This window comes from Streptomyces sp. NPDC096046, from assembly GCF_040303285.1.
In the GTDB taxonomy this organism is placed as follows: Bacteria; Actinomycetota; Actinomycetes; order Streptomycetales; family Streptomycetaceae; genus Streptomyces.
This window is the reverse complement of record NZ_JBEOSZ010000052.1, coordinates 37,014-54,443: the sequence shown is the minus strand read 5'-3', so window position 1 is coordinate 54,443 and position 17,430 is coordinate 37,014. Positions and strand designations below refer to the sequence as shown.

Here is a 17,430-nt window from a genome sequence, read left to right as displayed (position 1 = left end):
CCACCTACCTCACCCACCTCCCCCACCTCCCCCAACTCCCCAACGGCAAGACCGACCACCACCAACTCCCCACCCCCACACACGACGTGACCGAGCGAGTGTCCGTAGCTCCGCGCACCGCCGAGGAGCTGGTCATCGCCGAGCTGTGGTCCGAGGTACTCGGGGTGCGGGACATCGGCGTCCAGGACGACTTCTACGACGTGGGCGGTGACTCACTGCGCGCGGTGCAGATGTTCCAGCTCCTCTCGGACGCCGGCTCACCGGTCCCCTTGGCCGTCCTGCTCGGCAACCACACCATCGAGCAGCTCGCCGCCGGGCTCGGCGGCGACTCGGAGCCGAGCCCGGCGTCAAGCGGGGAGGCGAGCGCCGAGCCGAGCGCGGACGCCCTCGCCGTCTGAAGACCACTCCCCCGTACCCGTACCGCCCCCTCGACACCGCCCGTCGTTCTCGGGCTGCCGAATGGAGAACCCCGTATGGCCACCGCACCCCTGCTCGTCGCCGAGGACCGCACCACGGCGACCGACGTCACAGGATCCGAGCTCTTCCGCGAAGGCTTCACCGTCCTTCGCGCGGCGCGCTCGCCCGAGCGTTTCCCACCGGCCGAACTGGCCTCCTTCCAGGCACTCTGGGACGACCTGGTGCTGGACGAGAACCTGGCCGACGGCAGCACGTACCGTTACCGCCGCTACGGCCGGGTCCGGGCCGAGACCGGTGCGGACGGCACGCGGTTCACGCCGCTGCCGCACGCCAGGTTCCAGCAGTCCGCCCAGCACATCCCGATCCACATGGGCAGGGCCCGGCACTTCGAGCCGGTCGGCCGGGCCGACCTCTCGCACCCGGTCCTGCTGAACCTGCTCGCCGAAGGGCTGCGGCTGATCGGCGCCGGAGACAGTCGCCGGCGGTGGGAGATCGGACTGCACCTGGTGCGCACGGTGGCGGGCGAGACCCCCGGCCTGCCGACCCCCGAGGGCCGGCACCGCGACGGGCACGACTACATCGGCATGCACCTCCTGGGCCGCCGCAACTGCTCCGGCGGCGAGTCGATCGTCTACCGCGACGGACTGCCCGACACCCGGCTGACGCTGACCGACCCGCTGGACGGGATGGTCGTGATCGACTCGGCGATCATGCACGAGGTCACGCCGATCACCGCGCGCACGGGCGACGGCGCGGGCCAGGGCGTACGGGACATGCTGCTCTGCGACTACAACGCGATCGGCGCCGACAGCCGGGAGTCCCGGCCGTGAGCCGTCCCAGCTCCTCCACGGTGAACTCCGTGCCCGACCCCGTACCCCTCCTGCTCGACCTGGTGTCGACGCCTTCCGTCTCGGGACACGAGGACAGCGCCGCACACCTCTTCGTCCAGCGGCTCGGCGCCATGGGCTTCACGGCGTACGTCGACGAGGCGGGCAACGCCGTCGGCGAGACCGGCGCCGTGGACGGCCCGGTCATCATGCTCCTCGGGCACATCGACACGGTCCCCGGCGTCCTTCCCGTCGCTCGTCGCGGTGAGCTGCTGCACGGCCGCGGCACCGTCGACGCGAAGGGCCCGCTCGCCGCGATGGCCTGGGGCGCCGCGCGTGCCGCCGCCGCCGGAGTGCGGGCGCGGATCGTCGTGGTCGGGGCCGTGGAGGAGGAGCGGGAATCGCGCGGTGCGCTGCATCTGATCGACCGGCACGCCCCGGACGCGCTGGTGATCGGCGAGCCGAGCGGCGTCGACGGGGTGGTGCTGGGCTACAAGGGCATCCTGCGGCTGCGCTACGAGGTCGAGCGGCCGGCCGCGCACACCAGCAGCCCCGAGGAGAAGGCCACCGAGGTCGCCACCGGTTTCTGGACCCGGCTGCGGGACCGGCTGGCCCGATTCCACCCGGACGCCCCGTTCTTCGAGCAGGCGCTGCCGGCCCTGGTGGGAATGTCCGGCGACATCGAGCGGGCTTCGCTCGACATCTCGTGCCGGATGCCGCCCGGTTTCGACACCGACGGCCTCCTCGAATGGCTCGGCGAGCGGGCCGCGGGCGGCCGCATCACGGTCGTCGAGCGCACCGAGGCGGTCCGCTCGCCCCGTACCGACCCGGTGGTGCGGGCGCTGACCGCCGCGATCAGGGGCCGCGGCCTGCGGCCCGTTCCCAAGGTGAAGCTCGGCTCGTCCGACATGAACGTGGTGGTGCCGCACTGGGGTTGTCCCGTCGCCGCCTACGGTCCGGGCGACGCGCGCCTGGACCACACCGATCACGAGCACATCGACCTGCGCGACTACCGGCTCTCTGTCGACGTACTGACCGACGCCCTCGGACTCCTCGCCGATTCGCTCGGCGGGGTTGCGGTGGGTGCCGGCGAGAAAGCGGGGGCATTGCGATGACCGAATCCACCACACCCACCCTGTCCGCCGTCCACGGCGACCCGGACGCCCCGATCGCCGTGGTCCACTCGCGGATCCGGGTCGAGGAGCGCCGGCTGCTGGAGGAGTTCGACCGCAGGAAGGTGGCGTACGAGCTCCTCGACTCCCGGGCCGCGGTGTTCCGCCCGGACGGGCTGCGGCTGCCCTACCGGGGTGCGCTGAGCCGGGAGATCTCGCACACCCGCAACGTATACGCGACCCGCCTCCTGGAACACGCGGGACTGACGGTGGTGAACAGCCACGACATCATCACGACCTGCGGCGACAAACTGCTCACGACGCTGCGGCTCCTGGAGTCGGGCATCCCCACCCCGCGTGTTCTGGTCGGCCTCACGCCCGACGCGGCACTCGACGCCCTGGACGAGTTCGGCTACCCGGCGGTCACCAAGCCGCTGACCGGCTCCTGGGGCCGGCTCGGTGCCCGGCTGAAGGACCACGAGACGGCGGAGGCGATCCTCGAGTACAAGGCCGCGCTGACCGGCACCCAGCACCAGATCACATACGTCCAGGAGTACGTCGACAAGCCGGGGCGTGACATCCGGGCCTACGTCTTCGGCCGCGAGGTGGTCGGCGCGATCTACAAGTACTCGGACCACTGGCGTACCAACACGGCGCGCGGCGGGCGCCCCCAGGTCTGCCCAGTCACCCCCGACCTGGAGAAGCTCCTGGTCGCAACCGCCGAGGCGATCGGCGAGGGCGTGCTCGCCGTGGACCTCCTGGAGGGCCCGGACGGCGAGGTGTTCGTCAACGAGGTCAACCACACACCCGAGTTCCACGGCGCGATCGACGTCCTCGGCACCGGCATGGTCGGCCGCTACGCCGACTACGTCCTCGGCCGCCTGGACCCCCGGTGACGACGCTTCCCGACCGCCCTGCGGCCCACAACGCCCTGGAGATGATCCCGATGAGTACGCAGACGAGCCCCACCCGTGTCACCACGATCCCGCTGGCCGCTCCCCTGGCCTGCGACGGCAGCCTGCTGCCCGTGCCGGCCGGCCACTACGACTGGATCCGCCTGCTGGTCTCGCTCGACGACGACGCCGAGCTGGACGAGGAGGTGTGGCTGCACTACCGCGAGGGCGCCGACCCCGAGTGGCTGCGCGCCACCGGCACCACCGACGACGGCCGCCGCACCGCCCGCGTCCCGGTGCCCCGCCGCGAGGAACTGCTCGCGCTGCGACTGCCGAACCGTGCCGGGATGGCCGTGCACACCGCCGACTGCGTCGGCCGCGCTCCCGCGGCCGACGGCCTCTCGATCGGAGTCTGATCGTCATGTCCAAGCTCGCCATGTTCGGCGGCACCCGCACGGTGACCCCCCAGGACGCGGACCCGGCGCTGATCGGCTGGCCGGTGGTCACCGACGCCGAGCGCGCCTCGGCCCTACGGATCTTCGACAGCGGACAGTTCACCTCCAACAACAGCGACGGCGAGGTGCAGCTCCTGGAGCGGGAGTGGGCCGGCTATGTCGGCACAGCGCACTGCGCCGCCGTCTCCAACGGCACCGCCGCCATCGCCCTGGCCCTCGCCGCCGGCGGAATCGAGCCGGGCGCCGAGGTCCTCGTACCGGCCCTCACCTTCGTCGCCAGCGCCATCGGCCCCGTACAGCGGCAGCTGCGACCGGTCTTCGTGGACATCGACCCGGTCACTTTCTGCATGGACCCCGTCGCCGCCGAGGCCGCGATCACGCCCCGCACCAGGGCCATCGTGGTGGTCCATCTGCACGGCCTGCCCGCCGACATGGCCGCGTTCCGGGCGCTCGCCGACCGGTACGGGCTGCTGCTCGTCGAGGACGCGGCCCAGTCCCACGCGGCGACCTACCGGGGCGCCCGCACCGGCTCGCTCGGTGACATCGCCACCTTCAGCCTCAACGTGGTCAAGAACCTGCCCACGTGCGGTGAAGGCGGACTGGTCACCACCGACTCGGCCGGTCTGCACCGCCAGGTGGAGCTGCGCCGCCAGTTCGGCGAGCAGCTCCAGGGCGCCAAGGAGCGCGACTACCGCTCCCGCCTCCTGGCCGGCAACGAGAAACTGAGCGCCGTCCAGGCCGCGTTCGCCCGGGCCCAGCTCGCCCGGCTCGACGAGTACCACGCGGCCCGCACCCGCAACGTCGAGGCGTTCCTGGACCGGATCCGGCACCTGCCCGGCCTCGTGGTGCCGCACACCCCGGCCGATCGCACCCACGCCTGGCACATCCTGCGGCTGCGCTTCGACCCGGCCGCGATGGGCCACGGCGGGGTGGCGCCGGGTGCCATGCGCTCGATCCTGCACCGCGCACTGCGCGCCGAGGGGATACCGGTGCAGCCGTACCAGGTGCTGCCGCTGCCCGGCCAGCCCGCCTTTCGCGAACTCGGTCACCGGGCCGAGGACTTCCCGGTCACCTGTGAGGTCATCGAGGACTCGCTGACACTGCAGCGCTGGCACCTCAACCCCTCCTCGGGCCCGGTCCTGCAGCGCATCGCGGACGGCTTCGAGAAGGTCTGGACCCATCTGGACATGCTCGGCACCGCGGCCGCCGGCATCGACCCCCGTCCCGCCTGGCGCGCCACCGAGAAGGCGGGGGTCTGAGCGATGACCACCGTTTCCGAAGCAGCCGACACGTTCTGCGCGCTTCCCACCTCCGAACTCGCCCACCTGGTCCGGGAACGCGTCCTGGAGATGGGCACCAGCGCGGACGGCACCCACATCGGCGGCAGCCTGTCGGCGACCGACGTGATGGCAGTCCTCTACAACGAGGTACTGCGACTTCGCCCCGATGAGCCCGAGTGGGCCGACCGCGACCGCTTCATCCTCAGCAAGGGGCACGCGAGCGCCGCCCTGTACGCCGTGCTCGCCTCCCGGGGCTTCCTGCCCGCCGGGGAACTCGCCTCGTACGGCGTGACCGGCGGGCGGCTCGCCGGGCACCCGCTGCGCAGGCTGCCCGGCGTGGAGTTCCCCTCGGGCTCGCTGGGCCACGGCCTCTCGCTCGGGGTGGGCAGCGCCATCGCCGCCCGGCGCCAGGGCCGCACCAGCAGGGTCTTCGTGCTGATGGGCGACGGCGAGATCCAGGAGGGCTCGGTGTGGGAGGCCGCGATGTCCGCGGCTCATCTCAGGCTCGGCAACCTGACCGCGGTCGTGGACCGCAACCGGCTCCAGATCACCGGGCACACCGAGGAACGGCTGGGCCTGGAGCCGCTGGCGGACAAGTGGCGCAGCTTCGGCTGGGAGACCGTCGAGGTCGACGGCCATGATCTGGACGCCCTGCGCGCGGTGTTCACCGCGCCGCCCGCCGCCGGCGACCGGCCCAGGATGGTGATCGCCGAAACGGTCAAGGGCAAGGGCGTCCCATTGTTCGAGGACAAGAAGAAGTCCCATTCGGTGAAACTCGGCCCGACTCTGCACCGGCGCGCGCTCGGCGGTCTGCGGGCCCGTTCGAGGAGGCAGCCGTGACCGTCATCGAGGGCATCGAGGGCATCGAGGAAACAGCTGTCGCGGACCTCTGGCAGGAGACGTACGCGCGGGCGTCCCGCGACGTCTACCGGGCGGTCCTGCTCGACCTCGCCGCGTCCGATCCGCGGATCTTCGCCGTGGACACGGACATGGGCGGTCTCGAGGACACCTTCGAAGCCGCGCTTCCGGGCCAGTACGTCAACGTGGGCATCGCCGAGGCGAATCTGATGGGCGTCTCGGCCGGGCTCGCCGCGGACGGCCTGGTGCCGTTCGCCAACACCATCGCCTCGTTCGCCGCCACCCGCGCCTGTGAGCAGGTGAAGGTCGACATCGCGGGCAACAACCTGCCGGTGCGCATCGTGGGCACGCACGGCGGTTTCTCCGCCGCGCACTACGGTCCCACCCATCACGCGCTCGAGGACGTGGCGATCCTGCGCACGCTGCCGAACCTGACCGTGGTGGTGCCGGCCGACGCGGCGGAGACCGAGTACGTCATCCGGGCGATCGCCGACACCACCGCCTTCCCCGGCCCGGTCTACGTGCGGCTCGGACGCAAGGCCACCCCGTTGGTGCACGACGGTCCGTACGAGTTCCGGATCGGCAGGGCGGACCTGCTGCGTGCCGGCCACGACGTGACGATCGTGGCGACCGGGCCGCTGCCGGTCTGCGAGGCGCTGGCCGCGGCCGACCTGCTGGCCGGCCGCGGCATCGCCGCCCGGGTCCTCAACATGCACACCGTCAAACCACTCGACGAGGAAGCCGTGCTCACCGCGGTCCGGGAGACCGCCGGCCTGGTGACGGTCGAGGACCATGTGCTGGTCGGCGGCCTCGGTTCGGCGGTCACCGAGCTGACCGCCGAGCGGTCGCCGTGCCGGGTGCGCCGGATCGGCGTACCGGACGGCTTCCACGACGAGGTCGGCAGCGAGCGCGAACTGCTCGCGCTGGCCGGCGTGAGCGCCGAGCGGATAGCCGAGGCCGCCGAGGAGGTCGTCCGGCATGCCGCCCAGGGGACGTTCGAGCGGTAGGGCGGGGAGTTCTCAGACCCGCTCCGGCGGGCGGGGCGCCGGCTCCCTCGCGCTGATGCGGCACAGCGCGAGGACGGGGTCGGCGACCGTACGGGGCATCAGGAAGGGCGCGACGCCGGCCGGGCCACGGCCGAAGGTCAGCAGGTCCCCGCTCCCCGGGTCCGCGTCGACGCTGTCGGCGTGGACGGCCAGCACCTCGCGCCACCGCGCGCGCACATCGGCCGGACCCGCCCACGCGTCAGTGCCGATGTGCCGGACCGGTCCGGTCCCGCCGACCCGCGCACCGTGCGCGGCGACGCCCGCGAACTCGTCCTGTCCCCGATGCGTCCCCAGGACGGCGGCGGTCCTGCCGTCCTGGGTGACGAACCAGTCCAGCAGCGCGGCCCCCTCGGGCAGCGTCCCAGTCGGCTGCGGATGACGGACGGGCTCGGGGGGGCCGGCGAGCGCGCGCTCCATCGTGACCTCGCTGAGCGGCTTGTCGGGGTTGGGGAGGTAGCGGACGGTCCGGTAGCCGAGTCGCGCGTACACCGCTGGATTGCCGCGCTCCACGACGGCGTCGAGGACGACCAGGTCCGCGCCGTCCGCGACCGCGTCGGCCTCCAGCGCGCGCACCAGGCGCCGGGCGAGACCCGTACCGAGGGCCTTGGGGGCCACGCCGAGCCGGCGCACCTCCCAGGTCCCGGGGCCCTTGGGCATCGCACGGATGCTGCCCAGGAGTTCCCCGTCCGCGTCCCTGGCGAGCCACAGGCCGGCGCCCGCCGCGAGATCGGCGGTCACCACCTCGGCGGACTCCACGGCACCGTCCGGCCGCGGCAGTCCCGGCAGCGGGTCCGAATCGGCGAATGAGGCCCGCGTGACCGCCGCGACCTGACCCGCCAGTTCGGCGGTGACTGACGGACCGGCACCGAATCCCATGAATGCAATGTCTATCGCACTGTCAAGGAGGTTCATATGGCGAACCTAGTGGATGCCGATCGACCGAGGGTGGGAGAAGAAGAGTTCATCCCGGTCTCCCTGGACGGCCTATTCAATGGAAAAGGCGTTTCCGCGCCGAGGCGTTGGCCCACCACCGGTGGTTTCAATGTGTGGGGCAATACGTTTCCCGCGGAAGGCCTGCCCGGTGAGGACGGCGAGGCGGTCGTGGAGGGCACTCCCTTCCGGCTGCCCGACCAGGGCCCCGTCGCGGCCGGCAGCACCCTGGACAACCTGCGCTGCCGGGGCCAGCTGCTGAGGCTCCCGGCTGCCGACGTCCAGTGGATCCATGTGCTGGCCGCCGCCGAACGCCGTACCGAGGACGAGTTGACGCTGCACTACGCGGACGGTGCGACGCGCCGCCAGTGGCTGCGGATCTCGGACTTCTGGCCGGAGACCGACCAGCGCTTCGGCGAACTGCTGGCCTTCCGCACGCGCTACCTCATGTATCCCCGGCACTCCCAGCACAACATGCTGCCGTCCGTCTGGTCCCAGCGGGTGCCGGTCACCGTGCCCGGTGCTGTGACGGCCGTGGAACTGCCCGACAACCCGGCCATGCACCTGTTCGCCATGACCCTGGAGACCCGAAGGACGGTAGAGGCATGAGGGTGGAGCTGCCCGACATCACCCACTGGCGCCACGACCTGGGGCACTGCCTGCACACCACCATGGGGGTACTGCTCCGGCACCACGGCCTGGACCCGCTCCAGGTTCTGGGCGCCCACTGGGGCTTCTTCCACCGGCCCGGGGACATCCGCCGTGAGGAGTACTTCTTCCCGCTGCACCGCGAGGGCCTGCTGGAGAGCATGGCCCCGCACCACCCGGTGTGGTCCCGCTGGCACTGGCCGAAGGACGCCGCGTCGGGCTGGCAGGAGGTGCGGGCCGCGGTGCTGGCCGGCGCTCCGGTCGCGGCCGCGGCGGACAACTTCCACCTGCCGTTCCGGCCGGCCTACCGGGATGTGCACACCAACCACCTGCTCACCGTGTACGGCTTCGACGACGAGCGCGAGCTGGTCCTGATCGCCGACCCGGTGCCGCCGCGCTTCCAAGGGGCCATTCCGATCGGCCAGTTCACCGACGCGCGCGACTCGGCGAACCCGGTGCTGCACGACCGCGACCTGTTCTTCACCGACAACCCGGTGGCCAACCGCTGGCTGGAGGTCGGCGTCGGCGGTGAGGTGCCCACGCACGACCGGGACTTCGTCCGAAGTGTCCTCGAAACCAACGAGCGGGGCTTCGCGGCCTCCCACGCCGGCCCGGAGCTCGCGGGCCTCGCGGGCCAGCAGCGGTTCCTGGACGAACTGGGCGACCGGCTGGCGGCCGGTGACGAGTCGGTGATCGACGAGACGTTCATCGTCACCGGCGCGGTCCTCGCCATGACCGGTGTGCACGGCGACTACCTGGCCGCGACGGCTCGCGCGTTCGACTCCCCGGCGCTCCTCGAGGCGGCCCGCACCGTGGACCGGGTGGCGCACCACTGGAGCGCCCTGCGCATCGGTGTGGCGATGGCCCGCGACGAGCCCGCCGTGGCCGAGGCCTCCGTACGCAACCGGGCCAAGCACCTGCTGTCCGACCAGGAGCTGGCCCTGGACCGGCTGCGCGCCGTGGCCCGCGCCCTGTGAGCGGGCAGCTCGGGGCCGCCCCACCGGCGGCGCCCGCCGCCCGGACGCACCCTGGCCCGGCCGGCCCGGACCAACCCACCCCCACGACCCTCACCCGAGAGGCCACCATGCCCGAGATCCAGGTCCACAGCGTCCCCCAGCACCTGCGAGAGGCGTTCACCGAGGCGGTGTCCGAGCGGGTCGCGGCCGGCGCCCACGGCGACTCGGTGCTCGGCCGCCCCGAGTGGCAGCTGCCCGAGCCGCTCGCCGGGGCGCTGCGCGACTGGCTCGGCTCCCCGGACCCGGCCGACGGATTCCGGGTGGTCCGCGGCCTGTTCGACGGCTTCGCCGAGCCGGGGCCGACTCCCTCGCACTGGTCCACCACCGACCCGGACGACTCCGCGGCGCACGACGTGGCCCTGGCGCTCACCGCCCGGCTGCTCGGCAGGGTCTTCGGCTGGACCGATCAGCAGGACGGCCGGGTCGTGCACAACATCCTGCCCAGCCCCGGCTACGAGGAGATGCAGGTCGGCGCGAGCAGCACCGTGCCGCTCGCCTGGCACACCGAGGACGGCTTCCACCCGTCGCGGGCCGATCTGCTGATGCTCGCCTGCATCCGCAACCCCGACGACATCGGGACCCGGCTGGCGGGCATCCGCCGGGCCCCGCTCCCCGCGGCCGCCGTCGAGCAGCTGCGCCGGCCGGCGCTGGTCATCGAGCCCGACGACAGCTACGAGGACCAGGACGCCGCTCACGAGGAGCGGATCGGCATGGCCACCGTGTGGGACGGGGACGAGGGCCTGTGCGTGCGCTACGACCCGTCCTACAGCCGGGCGCTGACCGACGACCCGGCGTTCGCCGAGGCGTATCGCCAGCTGGGCGAGGCGTTCGAGGAGTGCGGGTTCATCGTGCCGCTGCGGCCGGGGGACCTGCTGATCGTCGACAACGACGCCGTGGTGCACGGCCGGGTGGCCTTCCGGGCCCGCTACGACGGCTCGGACCGCTGGCTCAAGCGGGTCCTGGTCCGCGCCCCGCGGGTACGGCCGCACCGGGAGCTGCTGGAGCACGGCTACCACCAGGTACGGGTCGACCCGGAGAACCGGCTGGTGACGGTGAACGCCTGAAGGCCCGGCCCCGGCGCCGCGGGCGGGGGCCGACGTGGCGGCGACGGGGAGGGCCCGTCGATCCTCGTCCGCTCCGGGCGGGATGTAAAAGAACCGTCATGGACTTTGTCAGATCCCCGCCAAATATCCCGTGCAATTGACAAGGATCGCTTACCGGATTGGCCCGGGGCGTCCCGCTCTCCCTATCTTTCGACTCAATAGCAGGAATCCGAACGCCCAGCGGAATGGGGGACCTGTGACCATGCCCTCACCCGGACGATGGGCCGAGGCCGAGAGTACGAGGATGACGGCCGATCCCCTGAGACAACTCGCCGCGGAAGGCGTGTCCCTGTGGCTCGAGGGCGCCGGCCGCCGGCAGTCCGTCGACGGGGAACTGGCGCACTCCCTGGCCACCTACGGCATCACCGGCGTCGGGTGCCTGTCCGACGGACTGGGCGCGCAGCTCGACCGCGGCGAACTGCTCACCCAGCTGGGCGAGTTGAACGCGTACGGTGCGGGCGCGGCGGAGACCGCCCGCGCGCTGTCCGGCCGTGAGGCCAGGGCCGTGTGTGATGCCCTGCTTCCGCTGTGGCGGCGGAGCCGGGGCGCCGAGGGGCAGGTCTGCGCCCCCATCGGCCACACGCTGGACGCGGACGCCGCGCTCGCCGAGGCCCGCTCGCTGCACTGGGCCGTGGACAGGCCGAACCTGCTGGTGCGACTGCCCGCCGACGCGGTGGGGCTGACCGCGATGGGCGACTGTCTCGCCGAGGGGATCGGTATCGCCGTGGGCCCCGTCTACGGCGAAGAGCAGTACGAGGACGTCCTGGACGCCTGGATGCTCGGCCTGGAGCGGGCTCGCGACGCGGGGCTGGCGCCCGGAGGGATCCCGGCCGCCGTACATGTTCCGGTGAGCGAGATCGAGTCGGCGGTACGGGGGGCGCTGGCCGCGCACACGGGCCGCACCGCGGAGGCCCTGCGCCGACGCGTCGGCATCGCGGTGGCCCGGCTGGTCTTCACCGCGTACGAACGCAGGCTGGACGCCCCGCGCTGGCGGGAACTGGTCCGGGCCGGAGCCCGGCCGCACCGTCTGGTGTGGTCGGTGGACGGGGAGTCGACGGAACGTCTCGCGGGCGGGCTGGTGGCCGAGGGAACCGTCCAGTCGCTCACCGCGGAGGGGTTGCGCCTGCTGTCCGGCACGGTCGTCCCCATGGAGGGTGACACCCTGTCGGGCCGGGTCCCCAGCGCCCGAGAGGACCTGAAACTCCTGGCCGACCTGGGTGTGGACTGGCCCGGCCGGGTCCGCGAGCTGAGCCGGGCCGCACCCCGCCGCCAGCACGAGGCCTGGCACGAGCTGGTCAGCGCGGTGGGCCGGGCACTGGAGCGGGTGGGCCGGTGAAGCGGAGTGCCCCCGACCGGCAAGGCGCCCCGGACGCACGACACGACCACGGTCACGGTTACTGTCACGGTTACCGGCACACACAACGCGACGCGCACGAACGCGTCACGCGGGCGGGCAGCCGGGCGGCAGCCGCAAGAAACGCCGCCTGCGCGGCCACGTGCCCCGCGCGAGCGGCAGGTGCCTCGCACGCGTCGCGCCCCGTACGGGTCCGTGGACCGGTGAGGGTCCGCGGACCCGCGCGGGGCGGCGGGGGCACGGTCGGCGGGCTGGTCGCGGCAGGTGCGGGTCAGCCGGCCGCTGGGGCCAGGCCCCGCTTGCGCTCCTGCGCGGCGGCCGTGTCGCGGCCCGGGAAGCCCGTGTCGGTGAGGTCCAGCAGCGGGGCCGCCTTGACCGCGGTCTCCTCGAACTCCTCCGCCGGGTCGGAGAGCGCGACGATGGCCCCGCCGATCCCGTAGCCGACCCGTCCCGGGGTCATCACGATCGTACGGATGACGATGCTCAGGTCGGTCGCGCCGGAGAGCGAGAAGTAGCCGATGGCGCCCGCGTAGACGCCGCGCGGTCCCGCTTCGAGGCGGTCGATGAGCTGCATGGTGCGCAGTTTGGGTGCCCCGGTCATGGAGCCGCCGGGGAAGGCGGCGCGCACACAGTCGACGGCCGACAGCTCCGCGCACAGTTCGGCCCGTACGGTGCTGACCAGCTGGTGGACGGTCGCGTACGTCTCGACGCGGAAGATGTCGTCCGCCTCGACGGTGCCGGTGCGCGCGCACCGACCCAGGTCGTTGCGGACCAGGTCGACGATCATCAGGTTCTCGGAGCGGTCCTTCTCGTGCCCGGCCAGCTCCCGGCGGATCTCCGCGTCCTCGGCGCGGGTCGCCCCACGCGGCCGGGTCCCCTTGATGGGCCGGGATTCGGCGACGTGGTCGGAGCCGACGCGCACGAACCGCTCGGGGGAGGTGCTGAGCACCGAGAGGTCACCGAACCGCAGCAGCGCGCCGAACGGCGCCGGGTGCGAGCGGCGCAGCGTCCGGTAGGTCTCCCAGGGGTCGGGCGACCCGTCGGCCTCGGCCATGTTGGTCAGGCACACCTCGTACGTCTCACCCGCCGCGATCTCCTGACGGCACTCCTCGATGAGCGCGAGGTAGCGGTCCCGGTCGTGGCGCAGCCGCAGCCCGGTCAGGGGCGGTTGCGGCAAGGGGTCGGCTAGCCGGCGGTCGGCCAGGGCGCGGAGCCGGTCGGCGGTGTCCCGCAGCCGGCCGCGGGCCCTCTCCTCGTCGCCCGACTCGGCGAGCGCGAGCAGATAGGTGGTGCCGGTGTGGTGGTCGAGGACGACCGCCCGGTCGGCGAACACCATGACGGCGTCGGGCTGTTCGGCCCGATGGCCCAGGTCTCCGCCGCACTGCGCCTTGAGTTCGTATCCGAGGTAGCCGACCCAGCCGAGCGCGAAGTCGAAGGGCAGGTCGGGGACGTGGACGTCCTGGGAACGCAGGTCCCGGTCGATCCAGTCGAGGAAGTGCTCGGCGACGAGCTGCTCGGTGACGCCGTCGGCATCGGACACGGTGACCGTGCCACTGGCGACGTCGGCGCTCGCCACCCGGGCGAGCGGTCCGCCGGCGTCCCCGAGGAAGGAGAACCGGCCGGCGCTGTCGGTACGGCTGCTGTCCAGCCAGAACGCGTGCGGCCCGTCCCGGAACAGCTCGTCGAACACCACTTCGTCGTCCCAGCGGGTGGTGAGGAAGTCGGCGATCACCCGCAGCTTGCGGCGCTCGGCGGGCACCGGCGCCGGGACCTGCTCCCGCACCGCGGGCAGTCCTTCGCGAGTGGCGTATCGGCGGGTGGCGGTGAACCGCTTGCCATGGTGCTCGCCGACCAGCCGCTGGAAGTTCCGGATCAGCTCGTGTCCGTGCGTCGTGCAGATCGACTCGGGATGGAACTGCACTCCCCAGCGCGGGAGTTCGAGGTGTCTTAGACCCATGACCACCCCGTCGTCGCTCCACGCGGTCACTTCCAGTTCCGCCGGCAGGTCGGTGACCGCCAGCGAGTGGTAACGCACCACCTCGAACGGCGAGGGCAGCCCGGAGAACAGGCCCGTCCCGTCGTGCAGCACCGGCGAGGTACGGCCGTGCCGGGGTTCGGCCGCCCGCACCACCCGCCCACCGTGTGCCTGGGCGAGGCCCTGGTGGCCGAGGCAGATCCCGAGCAGCGGCAGGTCCGCCTGCTCCAGGATGTCCCGGCAGATACCGAAGTCCGCCGCGCGCTCGGGGCTGCCCGGACCCGGCGAGAGCACGACCGCGTCGAAGCCGTCCAGCAACTCCGGCCGCCACGCCGTCTCGTCGTTGCGCAGCACCACCGGATCCCGGCCGGTGACCTCGGCGATCTGGTGGAAGAGGTTGTAGGTGAAGGAGTCGTAGTTGTCGACCAGAAGAGTGCGCACGGGGACCTCGCTTCGAAGGTGTGGGGGGGTGGGGGTGCGGGGTCTTCGCTCAGCCGGCCGGGACGATCTCGAGCAGCAGGTGCTCGACCGGGTACTCGCCCTCCTGCACGACGGCGGAGCGCAGGGTGCGCAGTTCACGTCCGGTGCCGGCGGCGAGCGCGTGCAGCGCGCGCAGGTCGCCGCGCGAGCTGAAGTGCAGCAGCGCGGAGCCGCCCGGGGCCAGCCGGTCCTCGGCCTCGGCGAGGAACCGCCGGTGCGCCGCGTACCCGGGGTCGACGTAGGCGGCGTCGTGCACCGAGCCGTATCTGTGGCCCTCGGGCGCCAGCACGTAGTTGGAGCTCCAGAAGATCAGGTCGAAGCGCTCGGCGGGGTCGAGCCCGTCGAAGAGGTCGCTGTGCACGGCCTCGACCCGGTCACCCACCTGGTGCCGGGCGGCGTTGAGCGCGGCGTTGGCGACGGCCCGCGGGTTGATGTCGGAGGCGACCACCCGTTCGCAGCCGGCCAGCGCTCCGGTCACCGCGATCATTCCGGTGCCGCAGCCGATCTCCAGCATGGAGCCGGTCCGGGGCGCCGACACCGTCCCGGTCCAGCCGAGGAAGTCGAGCGCGATTCCCGTGCTGGGCGAGTAGATGGGGGCGAACACCTCGTCGAGCAGGTCCCAGGTGCGGCCGCGCATGTCGAACTGGTCGGGGCGGTCCGCCCGGGTGCGGGACATCGCGCTGCGGGCCAGTGAGCGCTCGTAGTCGCGGACCTGGGAGTCCTGCTGCGCCGACTCGTCCAGAAGTTGGTTCTGCCTCATGACTGTGTCCCCCTGATGCGTTTCCGCCTTGGGCTCCGGCGAGCCCCGATGCCTCAGAGTCTGGGTCGGCGGACACCGGGGGCGGAAGGTGAGCTGTCAACACACCCGAGGGCTCCGAGTGGTGCTGGGGCCACTACCCCCACCACAAAAACAATCAAGCAGTCACAAAGAAACTCCCAATACGGAGTTACCCGATCCGCTAATGAATACGGACAGTTATCAATTGACCATGATCCGACACCTCACCTACACTCCATGGGCACCGCTGTTCAACGCGAACATTCCTGACCCGGAGGACGAGCCTTGACACTGGACGCCCTCCCCACCCATGTCGGCGCTCTCTCAGTGCTCGAACTCCTTGCCCGGGAAGCGCCCGCGGCCGCCTATGACGAGCTGGTCACCACCGCCCGTCGCGCAGGCGCTGGCGAGGAGGAAATCGACTCTCTCAAAGAGGCATTGGCCCTCGCCCTCACCGTGCGCACCCAGCTGGGCCGTCGCCAGCAGCGCGAGGCCGGGCTCTCCGCCCTCGTCGACACCGCCCGCGACCTGACGCTGCCGTACGACCTCGACGCCCTGCTCAAGGTCATCACCCGGCGCGCCCGTCTGCTACTCAACCTCGACATGGCGTACATCAGCTTCTACGACGAGGAAGCCGGCGACAGTTACGTACGCACGGCGGACGGCCACGCCACCGCCCTGACCGTCGGCTTCCGGGTGCCTGGACAGGCCGGTCTCGGCCGCGCCGCGCGGGACGGGGCCGCCCCCTTCTGGACCGCCGACTACATGGCCGACGAACGCATCACCCACCATCCGGTGATCGACGAGGTCGTCAACGCCGAAGGCATCCACGCCCTCCTCGCGGTACCCCTGCGCCACCGCGACGCCGCCTTCGGGGTGCTCTACTCGGCCGACCGCAACATCCGGCACTTCACCCCCGACGAGATAGCGCTGATGTCCTCGCTCGGCGACCTCGCCACCGTGGCCATCGAGAAGGCGCGGGTGCTCAGCCAGGCGCGCACGGACATAGCCACTCTGGAGCAGTACGGCTCCAGGGCCAAGTCCGACCTCACGGCCGCCCACCGCGTCAACGAAGTCCACCGCCGCATGATCGACCTGCTCCTCGACGGGTCCGGCCTCACCGCGCTGACCGCGCTGACCGCCGAGGCCCTCGACGGCGCGGTCGCCGTCCTCGACCTCGGCAACCGCACCCTCGCCGCCACCGGCGATCTCCCCGAGGACGGCCTCGCGCCGGTCGCCGAGGCAATGCTGGAGGCCCAGGTGGCGGGCGAACCCATCCAGTTGACGGACACCGGCTGGCTCGCCCCGGTGACGGCCGGTGCCGAGCGGCTCGGCTGCCTCCTGCTGCACGCCACCGAGCCGCTGGCCGAGAACGAGCTCCGCCTCCTGCGGCTCGCCGCCGGAACCACGGGAGTTCTGCTGCTGATGCAGCGCAACACCGCGGTCGCCGAGAGCCAGGTGCGCGACGAGTTCTTCGAGGCCCTGCTCAGCACTCCGCAACGGCCGCTGCCCCAGCTGCGCGACCGCGCCCGCAGCCTCGGCATCGACCTGGAAAGCCCGCACGCCGTCGTGGTCATCCGTCCCGAAGGCGGCTCCCAGGGCCGCGCCGTGGTCTGGGCCGCCTCCTACGCGCTGCGTTGCGGCGGCCTGTCCAGCGTGCGCAGCGGCTGCCTCGTTCTGCTGCTGCCGTCCGAGGACCCCGGCGCCACCGCCCGCCGGATCTCCCAGGAACTGTCCCCGCTGCTCGGCCACCCGGTGACCGTCGGCGCCGCCGGCCCCACCGGGCGCATCGAGGACGTCGAACCGACCTACTCCGAGGCGCTCCGCTGCCTCAGCGCTCTGAGCGCACTCGGCGGCAGCGGCTCCACGGCCTCTGCCAGGGAACTCGGCTTCCTGGGCCTGCTGCTCGGCGACCACCGCAACGTGACGGAGTACATCGCCCACACCATCGGCCCGGTCATCGACTACGACGCCCATCGCTTCACCAACCTCGTCCAGACGCTCGAGTCGTACTTCGAGTCGGGCAACAGCCCCACGTACGCGGCGGAGTCCTTGCACGTCCATCCGAACACCGTCTCGCGCCGCCTGGAGCGCATCACCGCCCTGCTCGGCGAGGACTGGCAGGAACCGGCCCGCGCCCTCGAAGTCCAGCTGGCCCTGCGGCTGCACCGCACCAGGGACACCCTCGTCACGGAGGACTCGGCGGCACAGCAGCCGTAGCCACGGGCCCACTTCACCGCCCGCGCACCTCGTCCGGG

At 72.3% G+C, this 17,430-nt stretch carries 16 protein-coding genes; 13 read left to right on the top strand and 3 right to left on the bottom strand.

The features are described from left to right. From ABTX62_RS32120 to ABTX62_RS32085, 8 genes are all read left to right on the top strand, one after another. On the top strand, positions 1 to 398 hold a 398-nt coding region (locus ABTX62_RS32120), incomplete at its 5' end, for a phosphopantetheine-binding protein (protein ID WP_352119460.1). A gap of 75 nt (positions 399 to 473) precedes the next feature. Continuing rightward, positions 474 to 1,247 carry a 2OG-Fe dioxygenase family protein gene (locus tag ABTX62_RS32115; RefSeq protein ID WP_352119459.1) on the top strand — a complete coding sequence of 258 codons (774 nt, stop codon included), beginning with the start codon at positions 474 to 476 and terminating at the stop codon, positions 1,245 to 1,247. Further along, on the top strand, positions 1,244 to 2,359 hold the full coding sequence (locus ABTX62_RS32110; RefSeq protein WP_352119458.1) for a M20/M25/M40 family metallo-hydrolase: 1,116 nt from the start codon (positions 1,244 to 1,246) through the stop codon (positions 2,357 to 2,359). Before ABTX62_RS32115 ends, ABTX62_RS32110 begins: the two co-directional genes overlap by 4 nt. After that, complete coding sequence (gene lysX, locus ABTX62_RS32105) at positions 2,356 to 3,252, top strand: lysine biosynthesis protein LysX (protein WP_352119457.1); 897 nt, start codon at positions 2,356 to 2,358, stop codon at positions 3,250 to 3,252. Before ABTX62_RS32110 ends, lysX begins: the two co-directional genes overlap by 4 nt. Positions 3,253 to 3,302: 50 nt before the next feature. After that, positions 3,303 to 3,665, top strand: coding sequence for a hypothetical protein (locus ABTX62_RS32100; protein WP_352119456.1), 363 nt, complete (start codon positions 3,303 to 3,305; stop codon positions 3,663 to 3,665). Between the two features lie 5 nt (positions 3,666 to 3,670). After that, the gene (locus ABTX62_RS32095; protein WP_352119455.1) at positions 3,671 to 4,963 is read left to right on the top strand and encodes a DegT/DnrJ/EryC1/StrS family aminotransferase; all 1,293 of its coding nucleotides are present in this window, start codon (positions 3,671 to 3,673) and stop codon (positions 4,961 to 4,963) included. A 3-nt stretch (positions 4,964 to 4,966) separates the two neighbouring features. Then, positions 4,967 to 5,824 (top strand): transketolase, encoded by an 858-nt coding sequence (locus ABTX62_RS32090; RefSeq protein WP_352119454.1) that lies wholly within the window; start codon positions 4,967 to 4,969, stop codon positions 5,822 to 5,824. After that, the gene (locus ABTX62_RS32085) at positions 5,821 to 6,849 is read left to right on the top strand and encodes a transketolase family protein (protein WP_352119453.1); all 1,029 of its coding nucleotides are present in this window, start codon (positions 5,821 to 5,823) and stop codon (positions 6,847 to 6,849) included. The genes ABTX62_RS32090 and ABTX62_RS32085 overlap by 4 nt, the downstream gene beginning before the upstream one ends. 12 nt (positions 6,850 to 6,861) lie before the next feature. Here ABTX62_RS32085 and ABTX62_RS32080 read toward each other — a convergent pair whose 3' ends face one another. Beyond that, a complete protein-coding gene (locus tag ABTX62_RS32080; protein ID WP_352119452.1) occupies positions 6,862 to 7,764 on the bottom strand; it encodes a GNAT family N-acetyltransferase in 903 nt (300 codons plus the stop codon). A gap of 36 nt (positions 7,765 to 7,800) precedes the next feature. Here ABTX62_RS32080 and ABTX62_RS32075 point away from each other — a divergent pair, with 36 nt between their 5' ends. From ABTX62_RS32075 to ABTX62_RS32060, 4 genes are all read left to right on the top strand, one after another. Further along, a complete protein-coding gene (locus tag ABTX62_RS32075; RefSeq protein ID WP_502998051.1) occupies positions 7,801 to 8,427 on the top strand; it encodes a beta-sandwich domain-containing protein in 627 nt (208 codons plus the stop codon). Beyond that, on the top strand, positions 8,424 to 9,443 hold the full coding sequence (locus tag ABTX62_RS32070; protein ID WP_352119450.1) for a BtrH N-terminal domain-containing protein: 1,020 nt from the start codon (positions 8,424 to 8,426) through the stop codon (positions 9,441 to 9,443). Before ABTX62_RS32075 ends, ABTX62_RS32070 begins: the two co-directional genes overlap by 4 nt. A gap of 107 nt (positions 9,444 to 9,550) precedes the next feature. Further along, positions 9,551 to 10,546: a TauD/TfdA family dioxygenase gene (locus ABTX62_RS32065; RefSeq protein ID WP_352119449.1), complete on the top strand. Its 996-nt coding sequence runs from the start codon at positions 9,551 to 9,553 to the stop codon at positions 10,544 to 10,546. Positions 10,547 to 10,829: 283 nt separating this feature from the next. Further along, a complete protein-coding gene (locus ABTX62_RS32060) occupies positions 10,830 to 11,921 on the top strand; it encodes a transaldolase family protein (RefSeq protein WP_352119448.1) in 1,092 nt (363 codons plus the stop codon). A 289-nt stretch (positions 11,922 to 12,210) separates the two neighbouring features. Here the strand turns inward: ABTX62_RS32060 and pabB are convergent, their stop codons facing one another. Together pabB and ABTX62_RS32050 are read right to left on the bottom strand one after the other, a co-directional pair. Next, entirely contained in the window at positions 12,211 to 14,355 is a 2,145-nt protein-coding gene (gene pabB / locus ABTX62_RS32055; protein WP_352119447.1) for an aminodeoxychorismate synthase component I, read from the bottom strand. A gap of 49 nt (positions 14,356 to 14,404) precedes the next feature. Then, positions 14,405 to 15,154, bottom strand: coding sequence for a methyltransferase domain-containing protein (locus ABTX62_RS32050; protein WP_352119446.1), 750 nt, complete (start codon positions 15,152 to 15,154; stop codon positions 14,405 to 14,407). A gap of 303 nt (positions 15,155 to 15,457) precedes the next feature. Between ABTX62_RS32050 and ABTX62_RS32045 the strand changes: the two genes are divergently transcribed. Continuing rightward, positions 15,458 to 17,392: a helix-turn-helix domain-containing protein gene (locus ABTX62_RS32045; RefSeq protein WP_352119445.1), complete on the top strand. Its 1,935-nt coding sequence runs from the start codon at positions 15,458 to 15,460 to the stop codon at positions 17,390 to 17,392. Positions 17,393 to 17,430 lie beyond the last annotated feature (38 nt).